18 protein-coding genes are annotated in these 23,467 nt (G+C 70.3%); 5 read left to right on the top strand and 13 right to left on the bottom strand.

All coding sequences use genetic code 11. The features are described from left to right. Positions 1-77 precede the first annotated feature (77 nt). The 12 genes from ACIA5C_RS34720 to ACIA5C_RS34665 form a co-directional block, all read right to left on the bottom strand. A complete protein-coding gene (locus ACIA5C_RS34720) occupies positions 78-2,537 on the bottom strand; it encodes an ATP-binding protein (protein WP_396062634.1) in 2,460 nt (819 codons plus the stop codon). 95 nt (positions 2,538-2,632) lie between these two features. After that, the gene (locus ACIA5C_RS34715) at positions 2,633-3,790 is read right to left on the bottom strand and encodes an acyl-CoA dehydrogenase family protein (protein WP_396062632.1); all 1,158 of its coding nucleotides are present in this window, start codon (positions 3,788-3,790) and stop codon (positions 2,633-2,635) included. 63 nt (positions 3,791-3,853) lie between these two features. Beyond that, entirely contained in the window at positions 3,854-5,377 is a 1,524-nt protein-coding gene (locus ACIA5C_RS34710; RefSeq protein ID WP_396062908.1) for an acyl-CoA carboxylase subunit beta, read from the bottom strand. A gap of 250 nt (positions 5,378-5,627) precedes the next feature. After that, entirely contained in the window at positions 5,628-7,040 is a 1,413-nt protein-coding gene (locus ACIA5C_RS34705) for a chaplin family protein (protein WP_396062630.1), read from the bottom strand. A gap of 262 nt (positions 7,041-7,302) precedes the next feature. Then, entirely contained in the window at positions 7,303-8,361 is a 1,059-nt protein-coding gene (locus ACIA5C_RS34700) for a hypothetical protein (protein WP_396062628.1), read from the bottom strand. A gap of 154 nt (positions 8,362-8,515) precedes the next feature. Next, on the bottom strand, positions 8,516-9,397 hold the full coding sequence (locus ACIA5C_RS34695) for a hydroxymethylglutaryl-CoA lyase (protein ID WP_396062626.1): 882 nt from the start codon (positions 9,395-9,397) through the stop codon (positions 8,516-8,518). 2 nt (positions 9,398-9,399) lie between these two features. Next, the gene (locus ACIA5C_RS34690; protein WP_396062624.1) at positions 9,400-10,722 is read right to left on the bottom strand and encodes an acetyl/propionyl/methylcrotonyl-CoA carboxylase subunit alpha; all 1,323 of its coding nucleotides are present in this window, start codon (positions 10,720-10,722) and stop codon (positions 9,400-9,402) included. Next, on the bottom strand, positions 10,722-11,327 hold the full coding sequence (locus ACIA5C_RS34685; protein WP_396062622.1) for a TetR/AcrR family transcriptional regulator: 606 nt from the start codon (positions 11,325-11,327) through the stop codon (positions 10,722-10,724). Before ACIA5C_RS34685 ends, ACIA5C_RS34690 begins: the two co-directional genes overlap by 1 nt. 58 nt (positions 11,328-11,385) lie before the next feature. Further along, positions 11,386-14,193 (bottom strand): tetratricopeptide repeat protein, encoded by a 2,808-nt coding sequence (locus tag ACIA5C_RS34680; protein WP_396062620.1) that lies wholly within the window; start codon positions 14,191-14,193, stop codon positions 11,386-11,388. After that, positions 14,190-15,947 (bottom strand): HSP90 family protein, encoded by a 1,758-nt coding sequence (locus tag ACIA5C_RS34675; RefSeq protein WP_396062618.1) that lies wholly within the window; start codon positions 15,945-15,947, stop codon positions 14,190-14,192. The genes ACIA5C_RS34680 and ACIA5C_RS34675 overlap by 4 nt, the downstream gene beginning before the upstream one ends. 65 nt (positions 15,948-16,012) lie before the next feature. Further along, the gene (locus ACIA5C_RS34670; protein ID WP_396062616.1) at positions 16,013-16,912 is read right to left on the bottom strand and encodes a sulfurtransferase; all 900 of its coding nucleotides are present in this window, start codon (positions 16,910-16,912) and stop codon (positions 16,013-16,015) included. Between the two features lie 5 nt (positions 16,913-16,917). Further along, complete coding sequence (locus tag ACIA5C_RS34665; RefSeq protein ID WP_396062614.1) at positions 16,918-17,709, bottom strand: SGNH/GDSL hydrolase family protein; 792 nt, start codon at positions 17,707-17,709, stop codon at positions 16,918-16,920. Positions 17,710-17,844: 135 nt separating this feature from the next. On the opposite strand from ACIA5C_RS34665, the gene ACIA5C_RS34660 reads away from it, so the two are divergent. From ACIA5C_RS34660 to ACIA5C_RS34645, 4 genes are all read left to right on the top strand, one after another. Then, positions 17,845-19,608, top strand: coding sequence for a proline--tRNA ligase (locus tag ACIA5C_RS34660; protein ID WP_396062612.1), 1,764 nt, complete (start codon positions 17,845-17,847; stop codon positions 19,606-19,608). Positions 19,609-19,610: 2 nt separating this feature from the next. Next, positions 19,611-19,997 carry a CBS domain-containing protein gene (locus ACIA5C_RS34655; RefSeq protein ID WP_396062610.1) on the top strand — a complete coding sequence of 129 codons (387 nt, stop codon included), beginning with the start codon at positions 19,611-19,613 and terminating at the stop codon, positions 19,995-19,997. A 134-nt stretch (positions 19,998-20,131) separates the two neighbouring features. Then, a complete protein-coding gene (locus ACIA5C_RS34650) occupies positions 20,132-20,560 on the top strand; it encodes a SufE family protein (RefSeq protein WP_396062607.1) in 429 nt (142 codons plus the stop codon). 27 nt (positions 20,561-20,587) lie between these two features. Continuing rightward, a complete protein-coding gene (locus tag ACIA5C_RS34645) occupies positions 20,588-21,229 on the top strand; it encodes a DsbA family protein (RefSeq protein ID WP_396062605.1) in 642 nt (213 codons plus the stop codon). 1,055 nt (positions 21,230-22,284) lie between these two features. Here the strand turns inward: ACIA5C_RS34645 and ACIA5C_RS34640 are convergent. Then, positions 22,285-22,836, bottom strand: coding sequence for a YbaK/EbsC family protein (locus ACIA5C_RS34640; RefSeq protein ID WP_396062603.1), 552 nt, complete (start codon positions 22,834-22,836; stop codon positions 22,285-22,287). Between the two features lie 152 nt (positions 22,837-22,988). Here ACIA5C_RS34640 and ACIA5C_RS34635 point away from each other — a divergent pair. Beyond that, a partial coding sequence (locus ACIA5C_RS34635) for a hypothetical protein (RefSeq protein WP_396062601.1) occupies positions 22,989-23,467 on the top strand: 479 nt, incomplete at its 3' end.

The following is a 23,467-nucleotide window of genomic DNA, read 5'->3' as shown; positions in this document are numbered from 1 at the left end:
CGCGTGGGGGGCACGCTTCGCCGGCCGTCCGCGCCACTCCAGTAGGCCGCTCCCCCTGTGCTGTTCCAGCGCTGTTCTTACAGTTGGGCGAGCACTTCCGGGCCGAGCCGGTTGCGCTCCCGGTCGACCAGGGTGATCCGGTTGGAGCGCAGCAACTCGGCCAGGCGGCGGACGCCCGCGGCCCGCTCCTCCGGATCGGGCGTGCTCACGATCAGTCCGACCAGAGCCTCCACGACATCGCGGGGGTCGTGGGCACCCTCGTACGCATCGGCGGCGCGGGCAAAGAACTCGGCCGCCAGTTTCAGATCGCCGCGACGCAACGCGATCGCGGCCTCCACCACCGCGGCCGGACCGTCCGGCGTGATGTCGTCCGACACCCGCAACCGGGTCAGCACCTCCTCGGCCTCACTTGAGTGACCCGCCTCGGCCAGCGCGAGCCCGATCGTGGCCAGCAGCCGGCGCCGATGGTTGGGGTCGCCGATCCGCTCCAGCTCGATCATCGCCCGCCGGCCCAGGCGCTGCGCCTCGTCCGGCCGACCCTCGAGCCGCGCCACCTCGGCCAGGTTGGCCAGCGCAAGGGCCCGCAGCCGGTCGTCGCCACCGTCACTCGCCAGCTGGTCGACCGCGGCCAGCCGGCGCCGCGCCGCAGCCAGGTCGCCGTCGCGGATCTCGTGCCAGATCAGATTGTTTTCCGCCACCGCCATGTCGCGGGCCTTGCCGCTGCGCTGGGCCAGCGCGAGCGCCGCCTCGCCGTGCCGGCGCGACTCGGTGTAGCCGCCGACGGTCATCCACAGGGCGGCGAGCAGCGTGTGCGCGGTCGACTGGCCGGCCGGCGACTCGAGGTGCTCGAACTCGGCCACCGCCGACTCGACCGACTCGATCTCCTCGGCCCCGGCGCCGTGCTCCAGCGCGAGCTGGGCCAGGCCCACCTTGGCCCACGCGCGGGTCTCCGGATCGGCGTGGGCGGTGCGCGGATCGTCGAGCAGACGGCGCAACCACTGCCGGCCGCTGACATCGCGGCCGCGGAAACGCCACCAGCGCGGCAACGACACCGCAATGCGCAGGGCGACCTCGGGCTCCTCGCGGGCGGCGAAGGCGAGCGCCGCCCCGAGATCGCCGGCCACGTCGTCGAGCCGGCTCGCCGCGTCGAACAGCCGGTTGCCGACCAGATCAGGTGCGATCTGCTGGGCCAGGTCGGCGAGGAGCTCGGCGTGCCGGCGCCGGCCGTCGAGCAGCTCACCTTCGGCGGCCGCGCGCTCGGCGCCGTAGTCGCGGACGACGTCGAGCAGGCGGAACCGGAACGTGCGGCTGCCGCGCACGCTGAGCAGGCCCAGCTCGAGCAGCCGGTCAAGCAGGTGCACAACGTCGGAGCCGTCGGTCTGGGTGCCCGCGGTGATCTGCTCGGCGAGCGCCAGCGACCACCGGTAACGGAACATCGACAGCCGCCGCAGCGCATGCTGCTCGCCGGCGTTGAGCAGGCGGTAGCTGGCCGCGACGGCATCGCGCAGGGAGACCACGGTCTCGGGATCGGTGGCGCCGGGACGGGAGAGGTCGAGGACGCGGTCGCCGTACCGGTCGAGAATCTCGGGCACGGTCAGCACGCGGCTGCGCGCCGCGGCCAACTCGATCGCCAGCGGCAGCCCGCCGAGCCGGCGCACCAGGGTGGCGAGCGGCGCGATCTCATCGGGTTCCAGCGGCGTGCGGCGCACCCGGCCGAGACGTTCCAGGAACAAACCGACTGCCGGGTACGCCGAGATCTCGGCGAGCGTGGTTTCCGAGTCGGTCGGGGGCGTGAGCAGCGGCGCCAGCGGCCACACCCGTTCGGCGGCCAGACCCACCGGGTGCCGGCCGGTAGCCAGGAAACGCAGTGTCGAGATGCGACCCATGAGCTGGGTGAGCATCTCGGCCGCGGCCTCGGGAGCCCGCTCCACCGCGTCCACGAAGACCAGCGCCGGGCGGCCACCGAACCGGGCGACCAGATCTTCCGGCCGGCCGACGCCGAATCCGGCCGCGACGCTGGCCGCCAGTTCCCCGGCCGACGCGTTGTCGGTGACCACGATGCCGGCGACGCCACCCGGATAGGCGGTGGTGACCCGGTGCGCGACCACGAAGCCGAGGCTGGTCTTGCCGACGCCCGCGATGCCGACCAGGGTCACGCCGCGGGGCCCGTCGGTCGCCGAGAGACGGCCGGCCAGCTCATCGAGGTCGTCGTCGCGGCCGACCAGCTCAAAGGTGGGCGAGGGCGGCATGCGCTGGAAGGCGGTCGGCGGCAGCGCCTCTTCGGGGGCCTGCCCGCGCGCGGCGGCCAGGAAAGCCTCCCGCTCGGCGGCGGCCAGGCCCAGCGCGGCCGACAACAGCTCGACCGTGGTGCGCTGCGGACGGGAAGCCCGGCCACGTTCGAGGTCGCGCACCGTCCGGACGCCGATGGCGGCCCGGACGGCCAACTCGTCCTGGGTCAGACCGGCCCGTAACCGGTGCCGGCGCAGCACGACGGCGAAGCCGGAACCGCCCTGGTCCGCCCCCTCGTCCGCTGCCATGATTCGAACCTAGGCATCGGTGTCTATGTGCCGCGAGCCAGGACCCGTCGTTGTCGGGAAGCAGACGCAACCGTCGCCCGATACGGGCCGAAAAATTACAGTCCGAGCCCCCGGGCGATCAGCATGCGCTGCACCTCGGAGGTGCCTTCGCCGATCTCCAGGATCTTGGCGTCGCGATAGAACCGGCCCACCGCCGACTCGTTCATGAAGCCGTAGCCGCCGTGCACCTGGGTGGCATAACGGCTGTTCTCCATGGCCGCGTTGCTCGCGTTCAGCTTGGCGATCGCGGCGTACCGCTTGAACTCCTCGCCGGCCAGCATGCGCGACGCCGCGTCGTAGTAGCCCAGCCGAGCAGTATGCGCGCGCAACTCCATGTCGGCGATCAGGAACTGGACACCCTGGTAGTTGGCGATCGCGCGGCCGAACGCCTGGCGCTGGCCCGCGTATTTGACCGACTCGTCGACGCAGCCCTGAGCGAGACCGACCGACAGTGCGGCGATCGCGATCCGGCCCTCGTCGAGGGTGCGGAGGAACTGGGCGAAGCCACGGCCGCGTTCGCCGAGCAGGTTTTCCGCCGGGACTCGAGCGTCGTCGAAGGACAGCTCGTGGGTGTCCGAGGCACACCAGCCGACCTTGGAGTAGCCCGGCGCGACCGTGAACCCGGCCGTGCCCGACGGCACGATGATCGTCGAGAGCTCCTTGCTGCCGTCCGGGTTGGTGCCGGTCGCCGCCATGACCGTGACCAGCGACGTGATGTCGGTGCCGGAGTTGGTGATGAACGCCTTGCTGCCGTTGATCACCCACTCGTTGGTCGACTCGTCGAGAACCGCGCGGGTGGCGATCGCCGCGGCATCGGTGCCCGAACCGGGTTCGGTCAGGCCGAAACCGGCCAGCGACTCGCCGGCGAGCAGGCCGGGCAGCCAGCGGGCCTTCTGCTCGGGCGTACCGAAGCGGTGGATCGGCATCGCGCCGAGCGAGACCGCCGCCTCGAGGGTGACCGCCAGCGAACTGTCCACCCGGGCCAGTTCTTCCAGGGCGATGCAGAGCGCGAAGTAGTCGCCGCCCATGCCGCCGCTCTCTTCCGGGAACGGCAGGCCGAACAGGCCCATCTTGCCCATCTGGCGGACCAGGTCGTACGGGAAGGCCTTCCTCTCGTAGAAGTCGGCGATGACCGGTGCGACCTGCTCCTGGGCGAACTCGCGCACCGACTCGCGCAGGGCTTCCTGTTCCTCGGTGAGACGGAAGTCGACCATGACTGCTCCTTCGGTGACGGCCTTCAGTCCGCTTTGGGCGGTGGGCGGGGCGGCTGGATGGGGTCAGACGGGTGTGACGCCGTGCCGGCGCCGGGAGAAGCCGCGGTCCTTGCCGCGCGCGGCGGCGTAGCGCCGGATGAGCTCGCCGCGCAGGTCGGCCGGTTCGATGACGGTGTCGACGACGAGTTCGCTGGCCAGGCGCATGATGTCGATGTCGCGCTCGTATTCGGCGCGTCGCTCGGCGACGAACGCGGCCCGCTCCTCGTCCGAGCCGAGGGCCGCGATCTTGTTGGCGTAGACGGCGTTGACCGCGGCCTCCGCGCCCATCACCGCGATCTTGGCGGTGGGCAGCGCGATCGTGGCGTCCGGGTCGAAGCCGGGGCCGGCCATCGCGTAGAGGCCGGCGCCGTACGCCTTGCGGACGATCACGCAGATCTTGGGAACGGTCGCCTCGGAGATCGCCGTGATCATCTTGGCGCCGTGGCGGATGATGCCCTGCTTTTCCACCGCCGAGCCGACCATGAAGCCGGGCACGTCGGAGAGGAACAGCAGCGGCACGTTGAACGCGTCGCAGAGTTGGACGAACCGGCTCGCCTTGTCGGCCGAGTCGACGAACAGCACGCCGCCCTTGAACATCGAGTTGTTGCCGACGACGCCGATCACCTCGCCGTTCAGCCGGGCGAAACCGATCGTGAGCTCACGGGCCCAGAGCGCCTGGATCTCGAAGAACGACCCCTCGTCGACGATGCCCTTGATGTAGCGCCGCATGTCGAAGGCCTGGCGCTCGCTGACCGGCACCAGAGCCGCGATGTCCACTTTGCCCGGTTGACCGGCCTCGGCCGACGGCGGCTGTTGCTGCCAGTTGGACGGCAGATAGGAGAGGTAGGAGCGGACGACGTCGAGCGCCTCCTGCTCGGTCTTGCAGAGGAAGTGGCCGACGCCCGACTCGGCCGTGTGCACGCGGGCACCGCCCATCGCCTCGAGCGTCGTCTTTTCCCCGGTGACCATCTCGACCATGCGGTCGGACCCCAGGTACATGCTGGCGTTGCCCTCGACCATGGCGACGACGTCGCAGAAGGCCGGAATGTAGGCTCCGCCGGCCGCCGACGGCCCGAACAGGGCACAGACCTGCGGAATCGCACCGGAGGCCCGGACCTGGGTGTGGAAGATCTTGCCGGCCCCGCGTCGGCCCGGGAACAGGTCGACCTGGTCGGTGATGCGGGCCCCGGCCGAGTCGACGAGGTAGACCATGGGAACGGAGGTCTGATAGGCGCGCTCGATGATTCGGATGATCTTTTCGACCGTACGCGCGCCCCAGGAGCCCGCCTTGACCGTCGAGTCGTTCGCCATCACGCACACGTCGCGGCCGTCGATCCGGGCGATTCCGGTGATCACGCCGTCGGCGGGCAGCCCGTCGGCCAGGCTGTTGGCATAGAGCCCGTCCTCGACGAACGAGCCGTCGTCGACCAGCAGGGCGATCCGCTCGCGGGCGAAGAGCTTGCCCTTGGCGGCGTTGGCGTCGTGATAGCGCTCGGCACCACCCGCCAGCACCCGCTTGCGGACCTGGGCGAGCGAATCGTCGTCGATCGGCACGCGACCTCCCCGGCTGAGTGATCGCCGGAACTGAACGATCGTGGAACCTGAACGATCGTTAGGGTATCCCACCGCGTGACGGCACGGCAACGCGGACGGGAGTCCCCGCCGGCTGCGGAGACTCCCGTCCGTTTTCATTGCCACCGATGCCGTGGAGGGGCACCGGGTGTTACCCGACGTCTCATGACGTCGGCTCGAGTTGCGCCCGGGACCGGCGCAACCCGGGTTTCCGCTATCGCCCCGTTCAGCGCAGCGTGTTCAGGAGACCCAGGCCACCCAGGCCGGAGTTGCCGCTCACGCCGCCGACGGTGTCGGTCAGGCTCGCGACCGGCGAGGCCTCGGTCGACTTCTTGCCCCGGGTGTTCTTGTCGCCGTACTTGCTGTTGTCGTCCTTGTTGCCCTGGTAACCCGCGGTCGCCGGCTCGGTGCCGTTGTCGTCGCCGTTGTCGGCGCCGTAGCCGTTGGTGGCGGGCTCGGTGCCGTTGCCGTAGCCGTTGGTGGCGGGCTTGGAGCCGTTGTCGCCGGCGTACTGGCCGTCGTCGTCGCCCTTGCTGCCGTTGTCGCCGGCGTTCTGGCCGTGGCCCTTGTGGCCACCCTTGTGGCCACCCTTGTCGCCGTTGTCGCCATCGAAGACGCCGTGCCCACCGTGACCACCGTGGTCACCGTGACGGCCACCGTCGATCCAGACGTCGTCGCCACCGAAGACGTCGTTGCCGCAGGCCGCCGCCGAGCCGGCCGCGCCCAGGATGCCGAGCGAGTTGCCGCAGACGTTGATCGGAATGCTGATCGGCGCCGCGATCTGGGTGCCGTTCAGGATGCCGTTGTTGTCGCCGTTGCTCTGGTTGCCCCAGCCGCCCTGACCCGACTCGATGCGGTTGCCCGAGACGGCGTGCGAGCTGGCCTGGCCGAGGATCCCGACGGCGTTGCCGGACAGGTTCACCGGGAGGCTGATCGGCGCGTACAGCTGGGTCCCGTTGAGGATCCCGTTGTTGTCGCCGTTGCTCTGCCAGGCGCTCTCGGTGACCTTGCCGCTCTCCCGGCGGATCCGGTGGACGCGGGTGCCGCCGAAGACGTCGTTGCCGCAGATCGCCTGCGAGAACGAGCCACCGAGCAGGGCGATCGAGTTGCCGCAGGCGTTGATCGGAACGCTGATCGGCGCGTAGATCTGGGTACCGTTGGCAATGCCGTTGTTGTCGCCGTTGAACTGGCCGCCGCCGTTGCCGCCCCACCAGCCCTCGGTGGTGTGGCCGCTCTCGGAGCGCCGGCTGTTGACCTCGTTCACCGCGGCCGCGGCCGAGTTGGCCTGGCCGAGGGCGGCGACCGAGTTGCCCGCGATGTTCAGCGGCACGCTGATCGGCAGGTACGCCTGGGTGCCGTTGGCGATCCCGTTGTTGTCGCCGTTGAACTGGCCGACGTGGGTGCCCTCGACCCGGTTGACCCCGGTGCCGAAGGAGTTGGCCTCGCCCAGGATGCCGACCGAGTTGCCGACGATGTTGACCGGCACCTGGACCCCGGTGACCAGCTGGGTCCCGTTGAGGATGCCGTTGTTGTCACCGTTGCTCTGGTGGGCGTCGGCTTGCGCGGCGCCCGGGGCGAACAGCAGGGCGCCGGCGGCCAGGACACCGACACTCAGAGTCTTGCGAACCCAAGTCTTCATGAGGAAGAAATGCCTTTCGGAAAAATGTCTTTGGAATTTGGGCATGCGTATTCAATTGGAATGGCGTTCCGGAACTGCATTTCGGGCGCAGCGGTGCCCTGGCGCGATTTCTCCTGCCCTGACCCCGCTTGTCGACGTGCGCCCATTCGGCGCCTTCGGTACGGGTTTCGTGACGATTCAGGCGTGTGACGACTCGCCGCTCGTTCGCGAGCGGTTAGGGAATCGACCTGCGACGCCGATGAGCGGCGTCAGACGCTCGTCACTAGTCAGGTGAGACGGTCGGAGCCTCGGCGTCGTGACGCCGGACCTCGACATCGGATGCGATCGGCAGCAGACGGCTCGCCATCGTGCTGTCCGCGATCGCCGCCGGAAGGAAGGCCGGAGCCCCACCCTCCGTCGGTGTCCCCGACCCACTGGTGGTCGGGGTGCCGCTGACGTCCCCGAGGTGCAGCTGCAAGGGTGCAGCCGGTACGTCACCCCCGGGGTTCTCCTCGCTGACCGCCGCCGGCGCCGATGTCGCCGGAACGACACGGTGCCGCTGATGGGCGGACGGAAGAGAGACGACCTTGACGTGCCGCGGCGGCACACCGACCGGTAGGACAGTGGTCCGTCGGGCGGTGGCCGGGGCCGGCAGGATCGCCGGGATCGGGTTGCTCGCGCCACTTGTGACGGGGGCGATCGCCGGCGCAAGTTTGCCCGGCGCCGGTTCGTCGTCCGGCCGCACCGGCGTTGCCACCGTATCGCGCGGCCGGTCGGTGGCCGGAAGCGAAGGTTCCGTCAGCCGAGCGAGCAACTGCTGGGTGGTCGCCGGACCGCCGGTAAGGCGGATAGGGCCGGCCACCTCCCCCAGGACGTGATCGACAGCGCCGACTGCGGTGTCGACCGGTGTCCTGGCATGGTCGTGATGCTTCGGGCCGCGCCTCTTCGCCGGGCTGGTCAGAACCTGCCTCGGTACGTCGAGAACGGCCGCCACGACGTGGTGTTGATGAACCGGGGAGACGGACTCCAGCGGCTGGGCGGCCGCTGACAGGAGTCCGGAAACTCCAGAGGATTCGCCGTCGCCGACGACGGATCCGAGCAACGAGCCGATCGGCCCGTCGCCGCGGTCCGCAGCCTGCGCGGCGGCACCGGTGAGCAGCCAGGCCGCACCGGCCAGGCCACCGACGACGAGGACGCGCAGTCCCCATCGGGTGCGTCGGGCCCGGCGCTCCGTCCGCCGCTCCGCCCCCTGGATGTGAGGCGGCATGAGCGCGGAGACGCCGGCGGGCGGCACGGACAGCGGGAACGCCGTGCGCAGGCGCTCGACCCCCAGCCCCGTCATAGTCCGCCCCTCGTCGCCGAATTCCGACCGGTGGCGAATTCCGTCGCTTTGGAAGATCGCGACGATATCGGCCACTCGGTATTGGTAACGAAGCGGCCTTGCGGGGGTCACGCCGGCAAAAGGGAAAAATGATCGCAGTGCAGTGCGGCAGGAATCACACCAATCGGGTGCGGGGGCCCGCTCGCAGGACGCCGGACGGCAGCGTACGGCCGAGCATCTTCTCCGCCATAGCGGCGGTTTCAATGAGCCGATCGAGGTCGATTCCGGTATCAATGCCCATGTCATGCAGCATGTGGACGACCTCTTCGGTGGCCACGTTGCCCGATGCGCCGGGGGCGTAGGGACAGCCGCCGATGCCGCCCGCGCTGGCGTCGAACTCGGTGATGCCCAGATCCAGAGCGGTCAGGATGTTGGCCAGACCCGTACCCCGGGTGTTGTGGAAGTGCAGCAGGTCCGGGCGTACGGAAGAAAGCAGGTCACGCACCCGCCGGGGAGTCGCCATGCCGGTCGTGTCGCCGAAGGCGATGCGATCCGCGCCGTCGGCGCGGACGCGAGCCACGATGCCCGCCACCCGGTCCGGGTCGATGTCGCCCTCGAACGGACAGCCGAAGCTGGTCGCGACGATCACCTCGAGCGTCGCGCCGGCCGCGTGGACCAGCGGGATCAGCGCCGCGATGTCCGACACCGACTCCTCTGTGGAGCGATTGAGGTTGCGGCGGTTGTGGGTGTCGCTGGCCGAGACGACGACCTCGATCTCCTTCAAGCCGGCCGCGATCGCCCGCTGCGCGCCTCGAGTGTTGGGTATGAGCGCCGAGTAACGAATGTCGGGATTTTTGGTGACCCGCGACCACACCTCGTCGGCGTCGGCCATCTGCGGGATGGCCTTCGGGTGTACGAACGAGACCGCCTCGATGCGGCGGACCCCGGTGTCGCTCAGCGCGTCGATCAGTTTGACCTTGGCCTCGGTCGGAACGGGTTCCTCGTTCTGCAACCCGTCCCGCGGGGCGACCTCACGAATGCTCACCGACGACACCATGATCACCTCATTCGCGAAACGATGCCGGTGTCGTAGTCGCCGGCCAGGAACTCGTCGTTGTCCAGCAGCTCGGCGAAGAACGGCAGGTTGCTCTTCGGGCCGGCGATCTCGAAGCCGGCCACCGCGGCCCGGGCCTTGGCGATCGCGTCGGCCCGGTCGGCGCCGAAGACGATCAGCTTGGCCATCAGCGAGTCGTAGTGCGGGGTGACAGTCGTGCCCTCGGCGTAGCCGGAGTCGACACGGACGCCCTCGCCGGTCGGCTCGACCCAGGTCACGACCTTGCCCGGGCCGGGCAGGAAGCGCTTCGGGTCTTCCGCGTTGATCCGCAGCTCGATGGCGTGGCCGCTGGTCTTTTCTGTATCGAAGTTGATGTCCAGGCCGGAGGCGATGCGCAGCTGCTGCTCGACCAGGTCGGTGCCGTGGATCAGCTCGGTGATCGGGTGCTCGACCTGCAGCCGGGTGTTCATCTCGAGGAAGAAGAACTCGCCGGTCGCCGGGTCGAGCAGGCACTCGACCGTGCCCGCGTTGCGATAGCCGACCGCCTCGCCGGCCTTCACCGCGGCGGCGAGGAGGTCTTTTCTCAACGAAGCAGAAACCGCCGGTGACGGCGCCTCTTCGACCAGTTTCTGGTTGCGGCGCTGCACCGAGCACTCACGCTCGGACAGAGCGATCACCCGGCCGTCGGCCAGGCCGAGGATCTGCACCTCGACGTGCCGGACCCGGGGGAAGTAGCGCTCGATCAGCACCGAACCGTCGCCGAACATCCGCTCGGCGAACGCGCGCACCTTGTCGAACTGGGTGCGCAGCCCGCCCTCGTCGTCGGCCACCGCCATGCCCATGCCGCCGCCGCCGGCCGCGGCCTTGACCATGACCGGATAGCCGATCGTGGCCGCGGCCTCGACGGCAGCCTCCACAGTGGCCGCCGGGTCATGGGTGCCGGGGGCGACCGGCACACCCGCCTCGGCCATCAGGTTGCGCGCGTTGATCTTGTCGCCCATCGCGCGGATGGCGTCGGCGGGCGGACCGACCCAGATCAGACCGTTGGTCTCCACCGCGCGGGCGAAGTCGGCGTTCTCGCTGAGGAAGCCGTAGCCGGGGTGGATCGCCTGCGCGTTGCTCTCCTTCGCGGCGGCGAGGATGGCTTCGCCGTTGCGATAGCTCTGCGGTGCGCCGATGCCGATCGCCTCGTCGGCCTCGACCACGAACGGCAGGCCCGCGTCGGCCTCGGAGTAGACCGCGACGGTCCGGATGTTCAGCCGCTTGGCCGTCCGGATGACGCGGCGGGCGATCTCGCCGCGGTTGGCGACAAGGAGCGACTCGATCATCAGTGACCCACCAACGCGTGGATCGTCGCCTCGCGCAGCAGGGCCGCGCGGCGCCGCCGGTCGACCTCCCCACCGAGGAACGGCGTCGAGTTCATCAAGCCGAACGCCGAGTGGGCGAGCACCCGGGCCTCGGCCGGTTCGAGCTCGGGGCGCAACGTGGCCAGCACCTCCACCCACTCCTCGACATAGAGCCGCTGGAGCCGGCGGATCTGCCGGCGCGGCTCCTCCGGCAGGCGGTCGAGCTCGTGCAGGTGCAGGGCGATGACGGCCGGGTTGGCCAGCGCGAACTCGACATGGAAGTCGATCAGGTCGGCGAGCGCGGCCGAGGCGTCGTCGGGATGCTGGGCGACCCGGGCCTTGCCGCCGTGCAGCAGGCCCTCGCTGACCGGGATCAGCGCGGCGACCAGCATCGCCTCTTTACCGGCGAAGTGGTGATAGAGCGCCGGCCCGGTCACCCCGGCGGCCGAGCCGATGTCGTCCATCGAGACGCCGTGATAGCCGCGGGCCGCGAACAGGCCCACGGCGATCTCGAGGATCTCGTCGCGACGCGAGCGCCGCCGAGGTGCGGGCGGCCCCGGCCGCTGGTGCTGATCAACCGTCGTCACGAGGCAACTCTAACCCGATGTCAAGCCGTCTACTTAACGTGCGTTCAGGTGCTCCCTGCTATGACCATGGCCAGCGGCGGCCCGGGCGCTTCGGCTGGTCCTTGGCCGCCGTCGCCACCTCGGTGAGCAGTTCGGTCAGGCCCGACCGTTCCGGCGCGTCGGCCGGCAGCCGCTCGAGCACGCCCCTGAGCAGGGTCTCGGCCTCGGCCGGCTCACCCGCCCGGAACAGCGCCTCGGCCAGCAGGCTGGTCAACCGGTCGGCGTCGGCGAGAGCTCCGAGATCGCGCAGTCCGGCCACCCCCGACCGCAACTCGGTGATCGCGTCCTCCCACCGCTCGAGCGCCATGAACACCCGGCCGGTCTCGTACGTAGTCATCCAGCGCTGCCAGATCGCGTTGGGCACCTGCGCCATCTCGGGCGGCAGGGCGTCGAACAGCTCGGTCACCCGGCGCGCAGTCGCCTCGGCCTCGTCCGGCCTGCCCGCGAAGTGCAGCGCGCTGACCCGCCGGCGCAGTGCCCGCAACTCGCCGATCAGATCGCCGGCCTGGTGCAGATCGGCCGCGGCGGCCCCGAACGCCTCGGCCGCGTCGGCGTCGCGATCCTTGCGATAGAGCAGGTCGGCCAGGGACTCGCCGACCTGGGCCCGGCCGGCCGGATTGTCGGTCAGCCGCTCGATCAGCTCGCGGTAGCCGGTCAGCGCGCTCTCGTCGTCGCCCAGCGCGCGGTAGAGGTCGGTGAGCAGGAACCGCACGTCGTTCGCGGGATCACCGAGGCCGAGCCGGTCGAGCCGCAGCAGCGCCTCCTCCGCCACCTCGGCCGCCTCGACCGGCCGGTCGGCCAGCCGATAGGCGTGAGCGAGATCGATGCGGGCGAACGCCGACGCCTCGGGCAGATCTTCCGCGGCGGCCAGCGCCACCGCCTCCACCAGGTCGTCGATCGCCTCGGCCGGTCGCTCCAGGCTCATCAGCGCGCGGCCGCGACCCGCCCGGGCGGCCAGCGCCGGCCCGCGGGCGCCGCTCGCGATCGTCTCGCCGAACAGCGACACCTGCTCGTTCGGGTCCTCGATCAGCTGGGCGTAGAGGGTCGCCACCTCGCCCCGGCGCGGCGCCGGGCCGTGCGCCCGGTAGAACTCCCAGGCGAAGTGGGCGGACGTGCGGGCCTCGTCGATGCGCTCGGCAGCGACCAGGGCCCGGGTGCGCAGCAGCGCGGCGATCGCGGCCAGCCGGGGCCGGCCGGACTCGGTGGCGAACTGCTGACCGCGCTCGGCGGCCTGGACCGCCTCGTCGATGCGGCCCTGGTGGAAGCGCAGGCTGCTCAGCCGGCTCCACGCGCCGCCCCGCTCGAGCGGGCCGCCGTGCTCCTCCTGATAGGCGATTTCGGCCAGGGCGGCGGCGTCGTCGATCTCGCCATCGGCCCGCGCGGCATGTTCGAGCGCGATGCGGGATCGCGCGACGAGCAGATGCTCGGCGGCGCCGGCCTCGTCAAACAGCTTCTCGGCCTGCTCCCAGGAGGCCAGCATGCCGAACGGGTCGCCGGCGTTCTGCTGCACGTCGCCACGCATCATCAGCCGCCGTCCGGCCAGCACCGGATCGTCCAGATCGCCGAACCGGGCATCCAGCTCGTCGAGGGTCGCGGCCAGGGCGGCGTCGCGGTCTTCGCGCGCGTGCTCACGGGCCAGATCGAGCAGCTCGGCGGCGGTCGCCTGAGCCGGGATCTCGGGAAGAGGCTCCGGATTCGAAGCGGGAGCCGGCGCGGCGGACGGCCGCCGGCTCGGCGACAACACCAGGTCGATGCCGTACGGCTGAGCACCGATCTCGGCCTCGACCAGCCGGCTCTGGTGCTCGGTGCCGTTGCGGGCGTCGAACCGGGCGGCCACCGCGCGAGCCCGGGCCGCCATCTCGGGCGCCAGCTCGGCCACGGTGATCTCGTCGCGCCCGGACCGGCGTACGGTCAGCTCGCCGTGCCCCAGCTCGGTGAGCCGGCGCAGCAGCAGCGCCGCATCGGCGGCGAACATCATCTCGGCGCCGGGCGACGGCGCCTTCTCCAGCCAGTCGATGTGCCGCTGGAGGATCTCGAGCCCTCGATGCTCGTTGCCGGTGCGGGCGCAGAAGCCGATGTGCGTGCCGATCTCCCACAGGTCGGCCAGCTTGGTGCGCTCCAGCCGGTAGGCCCGCCGATGGGCGTCGGCCGCCTTCTCCGGCTCGCCGGTGCGCAGGTAGGCCTCCATCAGGTTGTTGAGGATCTGCTGCGGCTGCTCGGTGCAGGTCAGCCGCCCGGCCAGCACCGGCTCGGCCAGCGCGACCGTCTCGGGGTAGCGGCCGCGATCGTTCAAATAGGACGCCACCGACGTCGGGTCGCACCCGGCGCAGTCGGACAGCTCGTCGCGTGGCGTCGCCTGCCAGCGCTCGAACCACGCCGCCGTCTCCTCGGCCTGACCCACGTGCGAGGCGACCAGATAGCGATGCTTGTAGACGGCCTGCAGGCTGTGGCCGCCCTCGCGGTAGCGGCGCTCCATGTCGTCGAGCACCGCCTGGGTGCGCTCGAGCGGCACCTGCGGGAACTTGGTCATCGTGCTGACCATGGTCTTGAACAGCCAGAGCAGTGTGTGGGTGTGCCGGCCGTGGTATGAGCCCGGGTTGTTGTCGAAGTCGCTCACACACCACGAGAAGGTGACGAACGCCTTGGCCGGCTCGCCGCCGTAGATGTAGGCCTGCGTCGAGAGCAGCCGGGCGGTGAAGGCCAGGTCGGGGTCGCCCGCCTCGTCGACCTGCCGCAGCAGTTCGTCGTAGACGGCGATCTGGCCGGCGCCGTACGGCATCTCGTACGCGCGCTCCAGCAGCTCCCACAGTTCCTGAGCGGTCTTCATCGGTTTTCCCCCTCCGGCACCGCCCGGTCGAGCAGGCCCATGAACGACGTGGTGAGCAGCGCGGCGTCGGCCGGCCGGATCGGATGGTGCCCGAGCATCAGCGCCTGGCCGTAGAGCGACTCGACGGCCAGTCCGGCGAGCTCCGGGTCGGCGATCGCGACCACCCGGCGGACCAGCGGGTTGCGGTGGTTGAGCACCAGCTGCGGCCGGTCGGGCGGAGCGGTGGCGGCCAGCGCGTCGAGCACGCCGCCCCACAGGTCGTCGGCCTTCTCGCGGCTGGTCGTGAACTGCTCGTGGAACGCGGCCGCGCGGCTGACCAGGTAGAGCGCGGGGAGGTTGGCCGGATCGAAGGCGCGGATCACCACTTCACAGCCGAGCCGGTCGAGCCGCCGCTGGGCGACGGTCAGGAACGGGTGCAGCTGGAACTCGGTGTCGGCGTCGAGGCCGGTGAACCGGGTCGACAGCTCGGTCGGGTCCAGGCGCTCGGCCCGAACCTCCTGGTCGGCCGCGGACAGCCGCTCGATGATCTCGGCGTCGTAGACGTAACCGCCGTTGATCAGGCCGACCTCTTGAGCCGCGGCGACGGCGGCGAGCTGGCGGAACTCGTCGGTGGTGGCCGCATAACGCAGGACGCCGTACCGCGAGCGGAAGTCGGCCAGGGTGACCTGGCCCATGTTGGTCTCCATCGGGTACCACTGCTCGACCAGGCGCAGCATCTCGTCGTCGTGCAGGGCCAGCGCCTTGACGCCGAGATGGTGGATGCTCAGGAACTGGCCGAGCCGGTGCGGGTCGGTCGCGGCCAGGCGCACCAGCCAGCCCCGCAGCTGGTCGGCGATCGCGTCGCGGGCGTCGTTGAGGAGCCCGTCGTCGTAGAGCGCCTCCCGGCTCGCGGTCGGGCGCAGCTCGGTGCTGTCGACCACGCAACGGGCGAAGAACGCCCAGTCGGGGAGAAGGCCCTCGACGCTCTCGGCCAGCAGGATGCGCTTGAGGTAGACGCGGTGGCCACCGCGCACGGCCGGGTTGACCGGGGTGGGCAGCACGAACGCGGCGCCGGTCAGGCCGGCCTCGGGCACGTTCAGCTCGATCACGTCGAACGGCTGGAAGCCGAAGGTGCGCTCGCCGTACGCCAGGAGGCCGTTGCGGCCCATGTCCCACGGGAGCCGACCGGCCGTCACCGGCTCGCCGTCGACGACCACCGGGACGGGCAGCAACGAGCCGTAGAGCTCGGCGAGCTCGCGTACGGTCGTACCGGAAAGAAGCGACTCGCTGCCGCGCCGCGGCAGCAGGGTGACCGTGGTCCCCGGCTCGCGTTCCTCGCCCGGGCGCACCTCGTAGCGCCCGTCGGACGAGCCGATCCAGAGCACCGCCGGGGAACCCTCGCGGCGGGTGTGCACGTGGATCTCGTCGGCCACCAGGAAGCACGAGAGCAGGCCGATGCCGAACTGGCCGAGGAACTCGTGCCGCTGGAAGCCCAGCTCGTCGCGTTTCGAGCTGCGGCCGATGGTGGCCAGCAGCTCGTGCACCTGCGCCTCGGTCAGACCGATGCCGTTGTCGCTGACCCGCAGCCGGCCGTCGCCGGTGACCAGGTCGACCCGGCCCTGCTCGGCCCGGCCCGGCTCGACGTCGCCGGCCGCGGTGATCGCGTCGACGGCGTTTTGCAGGAGCTCACGGACATAGACGCGCGGGCTCGCGTAAAGGTGGTGGCTCAGAAGGTCGACGATGCCCCGGAGGTCGACCTGGAACGTGTTGCTCACGGTCGGAGAAGGTACCGGTTGGGGCTGACAAAAACGGGGCAGTTCTCACTGCCCCGTTAACAAGATCAGCTCAACTGGCCCGGCTCGGCCCCTTTGGCGATCGGCGCCTTGACCAGATTGCCCCACTCCGTCCAGGAACCGTCGTAGTTGCGAACCTGGGGATAACCCAGCAGATGTTGCAGCACGAACCAGGTGTGACTCGAGCGCTCACCGATCCGGCAGTACGCGATGATGTCGTCCGACTCCTGCAGACCCAGCCCGTCCCGATAGATCTTGGTCAGCTCGTCGGCCGCCTTGAACGTGCCGTCGTCGTTGGCCGCCGACTTCCACGGCTTGCTCACCGCTCCCGGAATGTGGCCGCCGCGCAGTGCACCCTCCTGCGGGTACGCCTCCATGTGGGTCAGCTCACCCGTGTATTCCTGCGGGGAACGCACGTCGACCAGCGGCCGGCCGCCGGCGATGTGTGACATCACCTCGTCGCGGAAGGCGCGGATCGGCTCGTCGCTGCGCACCGGCACGGGATATGACGACTTCTCCCGCGACGTCTTCTCCCGGGTCAACTCCCGGCCCTCGGCCGACCACTTCTGCCGGCCGCCGTCGAGCAGACGGACGTCGCGGTGGCCGAAGAGGGTGAAGACCCAGAGCGCGTACGCCGCCCACCAGTTGAAGTTGTCCCCGTAGAAGACGATCGTGTCGTCGCGGCCGATGCCCTTCGCCTCGCACATCGCCGCGAACGCCTCGGGGTCGAGGTAGTCGCGGGTGAGCTGGTCGTTGAGCTCGAGGTGCCAGTCGACCTTGACCGCCCCGGGGATGTGCCCGGTGTCGTAGAGGAGCACGTCCTCGTCCGACTCCACGACCACGAGGCCGGGAGTGTCGAGGTTGGCCGCCAGCCACTCGGTCGTGACCAGCTTGTCGGGATGGGCGTACGCCTGCAGTTGCGGCGCCGGATCGTTCGGAATCGACATGGTTGTCACGCTATCTCTCTGTCTGACGGGGCGTCGCCGACCGGACTCAGCGTCGGCCGTTTGGCCGTGACAATGGTGGCCGACGACTGCCCGCGCAGATGCCGCCGGAACCAGGGTGCGAGGTGCTCGCGGGCCCAGCGCAGGTCGGCACCGCGAGCGAGCAGCCACGGGGTGGGCGCGGGCATCGGGGGCACGAGCATCCAGTCCTCCTCGATGCCGACGCCGAGCGCGTTGAGCACGTGCCCGGCGACCCGGCGATGGCCGGCCGGCGAAAGGTGCAGGCGGTCCGGCGCCCACATGTCCGGATGGTGGAAGGAATCGTCGGCGAAAAGGTCGATCACGTACGCGCCGTACTTCTCGCCCATTCCGGTCGCGCCGTCGTTGAGGATCGCCGCCCGCGGGCCGATGATCCGCTGAGCCGGCAGGTGGGAGGTTACGTCGGCGAACCGGAAGAGGATCACGTCGGCACCGCTCGCGCGCAGCCGCTCGACCATCGGCTCGAAGCGGTGGACCAGGGCGTGCGTGTCCATCCTCGGCCGGAGCACGTCGTTGCCGCCGGCCGCGACGCTGACCAGGTCCGGTTTCATGGCCAGGGTCGGCTCGAGCTGTTCGTTGACGACCTCGTCGAGGACCTTGCCCCGGATCGCCAGGTTGGCGTAACGGAAGTCGGGACCGGCGTCGACGGCGAGCCGGGCGGCCACCAGATCCGCCCATCCCCGGTAGGTTCCGTCGGGGTACGGATCATTGAGACCTTCGGAAAAGCTGTCGCCCATCGCCACGAAGCTGCGCCAGGTCATCCCGCCTCCTGAACGTCTCTTCAGCCGTAGTTGCACCAGCAGTTTTCCACCGGACAGGGAGTTTCGGCAGAGTGATGATGGCGACACACCGATAACCGGTCGCTACCCTCCGGCGGCATCGCTACGGTGCTCCCCATGCTGTTGCGGATGTCCGGCCTTCTGCTCAGGACCCTGCGCGAGGAGCCGGCCGACGCGGAGGTGCCGAGCCACCGGCTGCTGCTCCGGGCCGGGTTCATCCGCCGCGCCGCGCCGGGCGGCTACACCTGGCTTCCGCTCGGCAAGCTGGTGCTCGACCGGGTCACCGCGATCACCCGCGAAGAAATGATCGCGGTCGGCGCCCAGGAGGTCGCGTTCCCGGCGCTGCTCCCCCGCGAGCCCTACGACATGACCAGCCGCTGGACCGAATACGGTCCGTTGTTGTTCACCCTGAAGGACCGGCGGGGTGCCGACTATCTGCTCGCGCCGACCCACGAGGAGATGTTCACCCTGCTCGTGCAGGAGATGACCAGCTCCTACCGCGACTTCCCGCTGGTGCTCTTCCAGGTGCAGACCAAATACCGCGACGAGGCGCGGCCGCGGGCCGGCCTGCTGCGCGGCCGGGAATTCCTGATGAAGGACGCCTATTCCTTCTCGCTCACCGAGGGTGAGCTCCAGCGGACGTACGCGGTGATGCGCGCCGCCTACCAGCGCGTCTTCGCACGCCTGGACCTGGAACACACGATCGTCGCCGCGATGTCCGGTGCGATGGGCGGATCGGCCTCCGAGGAGTTCCTGGCGTCGGCGTCGGTCGGCGAGGACACCTTCGTCGGCTGCTCGTCGTGTTCCTATGCGGCCAACACCGAGGCGGTGGTCACTCCGGTCCCGGCGCCTCCCGGCGTCGACTGGCCCGCTTCGGCGGTCCACGACACCCCCGACACCCCGACGATCGCGTCGCTGGTATCGCTCGCCAACGCGCGCGCCCTCGGTGGCCGCACCGACTGGACCGCCGCCGACACGCTGAAAAACGTCGTGGTCACCGTCCACCACCCCGGCACCGACGCCCCCGAACTACTGATCATCGGCGTGCCGGGAGACCGCGAGGTCGACATGAAACGCCTCGACGCCGCCCTGGCCCCGGCCACGGCCACCCTTTTCGACGACTTCGCGTCGCGTCCCGACCTGGTCAAGGGCTACATCGGCCCGCAAGGTCAGTCGGTGCGCTACCTGGCCGACCCGCGGGTCGCGCCGGGCACGGCCTGGCTGACCGGCGCCAACACGCCCGGCAAGCATGCCACCCACGTCGTGGCCGGCCGCGACTTCACCCCCGACGGCACGATCGAGGCGGCCGGGGTCCACGCCGGCGACCCGTGCCCGGCCTGCGGCGACGGCTCCCTGACGATGCGCCGCGGCGTCGAGATCGGGCACATCTTCCAACTCGGCCGCCGCTACACCGACGCCTTCAAGGTCGACGTGCTCGGCGCCGACGGCAAACCGGTGCGCCCGACCATGGGCTCCTACGGCATCGGCCTGTCCCGCGCGGTCGCCGTGATCGCCGAACAGCACCACGACGACCGTGGCCTGCTCTGGCCCGACGAGGTGGCCCCGGCCGACGTGCACGTGATCGCAGCCGGCAAGGACGGCCAGGTCGCGGCCGCCCTGTCGCTCGCTGAGGCGCTCGCCGAGGACGGTCTGCGGGTGCTCGTCGACGACCGGCCGACGCTGTCGGCCGGCGTGAAATTCACCGACGCCGAGCTGATCGGCATCGCACGGTCCGTGGTGGTCGGGCGCCGTTTCCACGACGGGTACGCGGAGATCCGCGACCGCCGAACCGGGGAACGACACGATGTGGCACTCAACGACGTCCCAGGTGTAATCAAGAAGTCACTCGGGTACCGCACAGGAAACGGGCGGGAGGTGTGAGCATGGCCAGACTGGTCGCTGACGTGATGACTCGCCGGGTGGTCTATCTACCCGAGGGCACGATGCTCGACGAGGCCGCCCAGGCCATGCGCGACGAGAGCATCGGCGACGTCGTCGTCACCCACGGGCCGACCATGGTGGGGCTGGTCACCGACCGCGACATCGTGATCCGGGCGATCGCCGAAAACCTGCCGCCCAAGACCACGACGCTCGGCTCGATCGCGTCGCACGAGCTGCTGATGATCGAGCAGTCGGCCACTGTGGATGAGGCCGTGCACGCGATGCGCGAGCGGGGCGTACGCCGCCTCCTGGTCTGCGACGCCGACCGCAAGGTGGTCGGCATAATCAGCTTGAGCGACATCGCTCTCGCACCCGCAGCCGCCGCCTGACCGCTTCTCCCGGGCGCAGGGTCGTTTCCGTCTCGCAGCCGCCGCCTCACCGCTTCTTCCGGGCGCAGGGTCGTTTTCGTCTCGCAGCCGCCGCCTGACCGCTTCTTCCGGCGCTCCGGCGTAGGGTCGTTTCCGTGAGTGACATGCCCCCGAAGCTGGCCGAGATCGTCGACGAGTTCGCGGCCGCGCCGCGCGATGTGGTGCTCGAGATGCTGCTCGAGTTCTCCGACGCGGTGCCCCCGTTGCCGGCCTCCCTCGCCGGCCACGACGGCATGGAACAGGTGCCGGAGTGCCAGACCCAGTTCTTCCTCACGGCCGAGGTCCAGCCCGACGACACCGTGGTGACCTACTTCGACTGCCCACCCGAGGCGCCGACCACGCGGGCGTTCGCGGGCATCCTCTCCGAGGGCCTGGCCGGGGCGACGACCAAGGAGATCCTGGCCGTCCCCGACGACCTCTACGCAAAGATGGGCCTCTCCCAGGCAATCACCCCGCTACGCATCCGCGGCGGCACGGCAATCCTGGCCCGCTTGAAGCGTCAGATCCGCGACCAGTTGGGATAGGCGCCATCGCGGCCTACCGTGTGACCCGTGGATATTCAGGTCTGGTCCGATGTCATCTGCCCCTGGTGCTACCTGGGCAAGCGCCGCCTGGAAAAGGCGCTGAGCGAGTTCCCGGCCGAGGCGAAGGTGACCTATCGGGCCTACCAGCTCGACCCCTCACCGGTTCGGCAGGGGCTGCCGATCAAGGAGGCGCTGGCCGCCAAGTTCGGCGGCCCGGCCCGCGCCGACCAGATGTTCGACCACGTGACCAGCGTCGCCGCCGCTGACGGGCTGACCCTCGACTTCGACCGGGCGATCGCCGCCAACACCTTCGACGCCCACCGGCTGATCGCCTGGGCCACCGCCCAGGACCGCCAGGCCGACATGCTCGAGGCGCTCCAGCGGGCCCACTTCCAGGACGGCGTAGACGTAGGCTCGCGGCCGGCCTTGGCCGCGGTGGCCGCCGGCATCGGCCTCGACCGCGATGCCGCCCTGACGTACCTCGAGTCGGACGCCGGCACCGGCGCCGTCAACGCCGACCTGAACGAGGCCCGCGAACTCGGCATCACGAGCGTCCCGACCTTCGTGGTCGACGGCAAGTACGCCATCCAGGGCGCCCAGGAAACGGCCACGCTGGTGGCCGCCCTGGAGGAGATCACCCGCCGCGAAGCCGTAGACGCCGGTCGATAACGTTTCACGTGGAACCATGCCGGCCAATGAATTTGCCCTGGTCAGCTCATGATCCGACCGCCACGCATGCCCGTAGCTCTGTGAGCACCCCGGCCAACCCGCCTCGGCTGGGGCGTTCGACCTCTCCAGCCTGACCCGCTGACCCAGGGCGCAGGTCGGGACGGATTCGGGCCTCAGCGCGCTTACCGCTAGCGACGATGCACTCCCTCGGCCGGGTCCTTCCGCCCTCGGCGAAGTGCCGGATTCCCCGGCGGCCTGAACCGGTACCACCGGCCCCGCACACCAACCTGGCTCCCGCCTCAGCGCGATCCGCACTCTTCTCAGCCTCGGACCTTGATTCGGTCTTCGACTGACCCGCGCCCCCGCCAGCGCCTGCCACGACTGGATCGCTTCCCGGCCGGGCTGCTGCGCATTCACTCCGCCCGCACCTCGATGACCGTAAGTTCCTGTGCGTTCCAGCCGCAGGAAGAGAATCGGCGAGTAGGTGTCGCTTGGTCCAGAGGCTTCGACCCTCCGGCGGTTGCCGTCCAAATCCACGCACGCGGCCCGGGGCCTTAACCAGCGCGCCCCACGGCCGGACCATTGTCGAGCCAAACTAAGGCGCCGGCCCGACCCGCGCCTCCCGGGCCGAACCGCACCTTCGGGCCAGGCCGCAGCTCCCAGCCGACTGCCTCGACGCGACCGCTTGCCATCCCACACCCCACGCACTCTGCCCAGGGCCCTGACCAGCGCGTGCCACCGCCGGACCGCTGTTCAGCCGGACCGCTGCACCGACCCTCCCCTCGACCCGTTGCCGTCCACGCCCCAGGCCACCGGCTTACGTCTCAGCCCGCGCCCCGCGCCCACGTCGGCCTCAGCCCGCGCTTCATCCAATTCGGCTGGCGACCCTTATAAGGCGCCCCGTCTCGAGGTAGCCCGCAATTCGACCCGTCCGCAGTTCCAGCCCCCGCCATGGCCGGCCTGCGCCCCGGTTCGGACCGTTGTGGGCCATGTTCAGCCGGACCCGGTTCTGCCCTCTCCCCCGATGACCAGAACGGGCAGCCGGGCCAACTCGATCAGGCCAGCTCCCGGGCCAGTCCTTCGATAACCTCAGCGCCGGGCAGCGCACCAAGGGCCGGCCCGGCAATCGCGATCTTGCTGTGCCGCACACCTGACCCGATGATCACGTGCGGGGTGGCCACGACCCGGGAATCGACCAGGATCGGCCAGTCGGCGGGCAGCCCGATCGGCGTGATGCCGCCGTACTCCATCCCGGTCTTCGCCACCGCGTCGTCCATCGGCGCGAAGCTGCACTTCCGCACGTCCAGATGCCGCCGCACGACGCCGTTCACGTCGGCGCGCGTGGTCGCCAGAATGATGCAGGCCGCATAGCGCGTGATCTCGCCCCGGCGGCCGGCCACGATCACGCAGTTGGCCGACACATCGAGCCCGACCCCGTAAAACTCGCAGAACGCCGCGGTATCGGCCAGCTCAGCATCGATCGGCGCGACCATCACCTGGTCGGCGTCGACCGGCGCGTCGTCGGGCCACACCGCCAACGCCTTGGCAACCGGGTCCGCGAGCAGGTCGAGGCGGGACTGGGCAGGTTCGAGCTTCAGGCTTCCCATCACGCCCGTCATCCTTGCTCACTCCCCGCCGAGCAGAAACCCCCGCCACACCTCCGTGCCCAGTTCGCTCAGCCGGGTCCGGATCCGGCCGATTGTCAGGGGATGTGAGGGAGAGACGCGGCGGGCACATCGGGACCATCAGTGGTCTCGCGATGCTCACCGGCGCCACCGCCCTGGCCGCGGTCGCCGGTGGCCGGCACTCCATTTTTGCCACGTTGCTGCTCGGTTTGCTCTCGCTCGGGATGGCTCACTCGCTCTTCGTCGAGATCCGGCGGCAGGCCCGCCGCCGGGCGAGGTGGAGCCGCCACGACACGGTCAACACTGTCGTCCTGGCCTTTTTTGGCGAGGGCGCCCTGCTCGTCACGCTCGTTGCGGCCGGCCGGGAGCCGGTCCGGGCCGTCGGCCCGATTCTCTCCTTGGTGTACGCAACGGCCTGCGCCCTTTTCGTCACCGACCGCCGTCGCGCGGTCGCCGCCGCCCAGCCGGTCATCAACCGCAGCGGCCAAAGCCAAGAAGCCGCGACGACAGGACCGGTAGCCCACCGGCCAGAGCAAAGCCAACGGATCCCCACCACCGAGCCACCGCCGCGCCGGCCGGAGCAAAGCCGAGAAGCGGCCGCCGCCCGCGAGCA

The organism is Actinoplanes sp. NPDC051343, from assembly GCF_044455125.1.
In the GTDB taxonomy this organism is placed as follows: Bacteria; Actinomycetota; Actinomycetes; order Mycobacteriales; family Micromonosporaceae; genus Actinoplanes.
This window is presented reverse-complemented; position numbering and strand designations above follow the sequence as displayed.

What these genes read in the sequence shown, in the direction of transcription:
- ACIA5C_RS34720 (WP_396062634.1), bottom strand. Translation starts at nt 2,537, where the DNA reads ATGGCAGCGGACGAGGGGGCGGACCAGGGCGGTTCCGGCTTCGCCGTC.
- ACIA5C_RS34655 (WP_396062610.1), top strand. Translation starts at nt 19,611, where the DNA reads ATGGCCAGACTGGTCGCTGACGTGATGACTCGCCGGGTGGTCTATCTA.
- ACIA5C_RS34695 (WP_396062626.1), bottom strand. Translation starts at nt 9,397, where the DNA reads ATGGTGTCGTCGGTGAGCATTCGTGAGGTCGCCCCGCGGGACGGGTTG.
- ACIA5C_RS34665 (WP_396062614.1), bottom strand. Translation starts at nt 17,709, where the DNA reads ATGACCTGGCGCAGCTTCGTGGCGATGGGCGACAGCTTTTCCGAAGGT.
- ACIA5C_RS34670 (WP_396062616.1), bottom strand. Translation starts at nt 16,912, where the DNA reads ATGTCGATTCCGAACGATCCGGCGCCGCAACTGCAGGCGTACGCCCAT.
- ACIA5C_RS34690 (WP_396062624.1), bottom strand. Translation starts at nt 10,722, where the DNA reads ATGATCGAGTCGCTCCTTGTCGCCAACCGCGGCGAGATCGCCCGCCGC.
- ACIA5C_RS34705 (WP_396062630.1), bottom strand. Translation starts at nt 7,040, where the DNA reads ATGAAGACTTGGGTTCGCAAGACTCTGAGTGTCGGTGTCCTGGCCGCC.
- ACIA5C_RS34660 (WP_396062612.1), top strand. Translation starts at nt 17,845, where the DNA reads ATGCTGTTGCGGATGTCCGGCCTTCTGCTCAGGACCCTGCGCGAGGAG.
- ACIA5C_RS34640 (WP_396062603.1), bottom strand. Translation starts at nt 22,836, where the DNA reads ATGGGAAGCCTGAAGCTCGAACCTGCCCAGTCCCGCCTCGACCTGCTC.
- ACIA5C_RS34700 (WP_396062628.1), bottom strand. Translation starts at nt 8,361, where the DNA reads ATGACGGGGCTGGGGGTCGAGCGCCTGCGCACGGCGTTCCCGCTGTCC.
- ACIA5C_RS34680 (WP_396062620.1), bottom strand. Translation starts at nt 14,193, where the DNA reads ATGAAGACCGCTCAGGAACTGTGGGAGCTGCTGGAGCGCGCGTACGAG.
- ACIA5C_RS34715 (WP_396062632.1), bottom strand. Translation starts at nt 3,790, where the DNA reads ATGGTCGACTTCCGTCTCACCGAGGAACAGGAAGCCCTGCGCGAGTCG.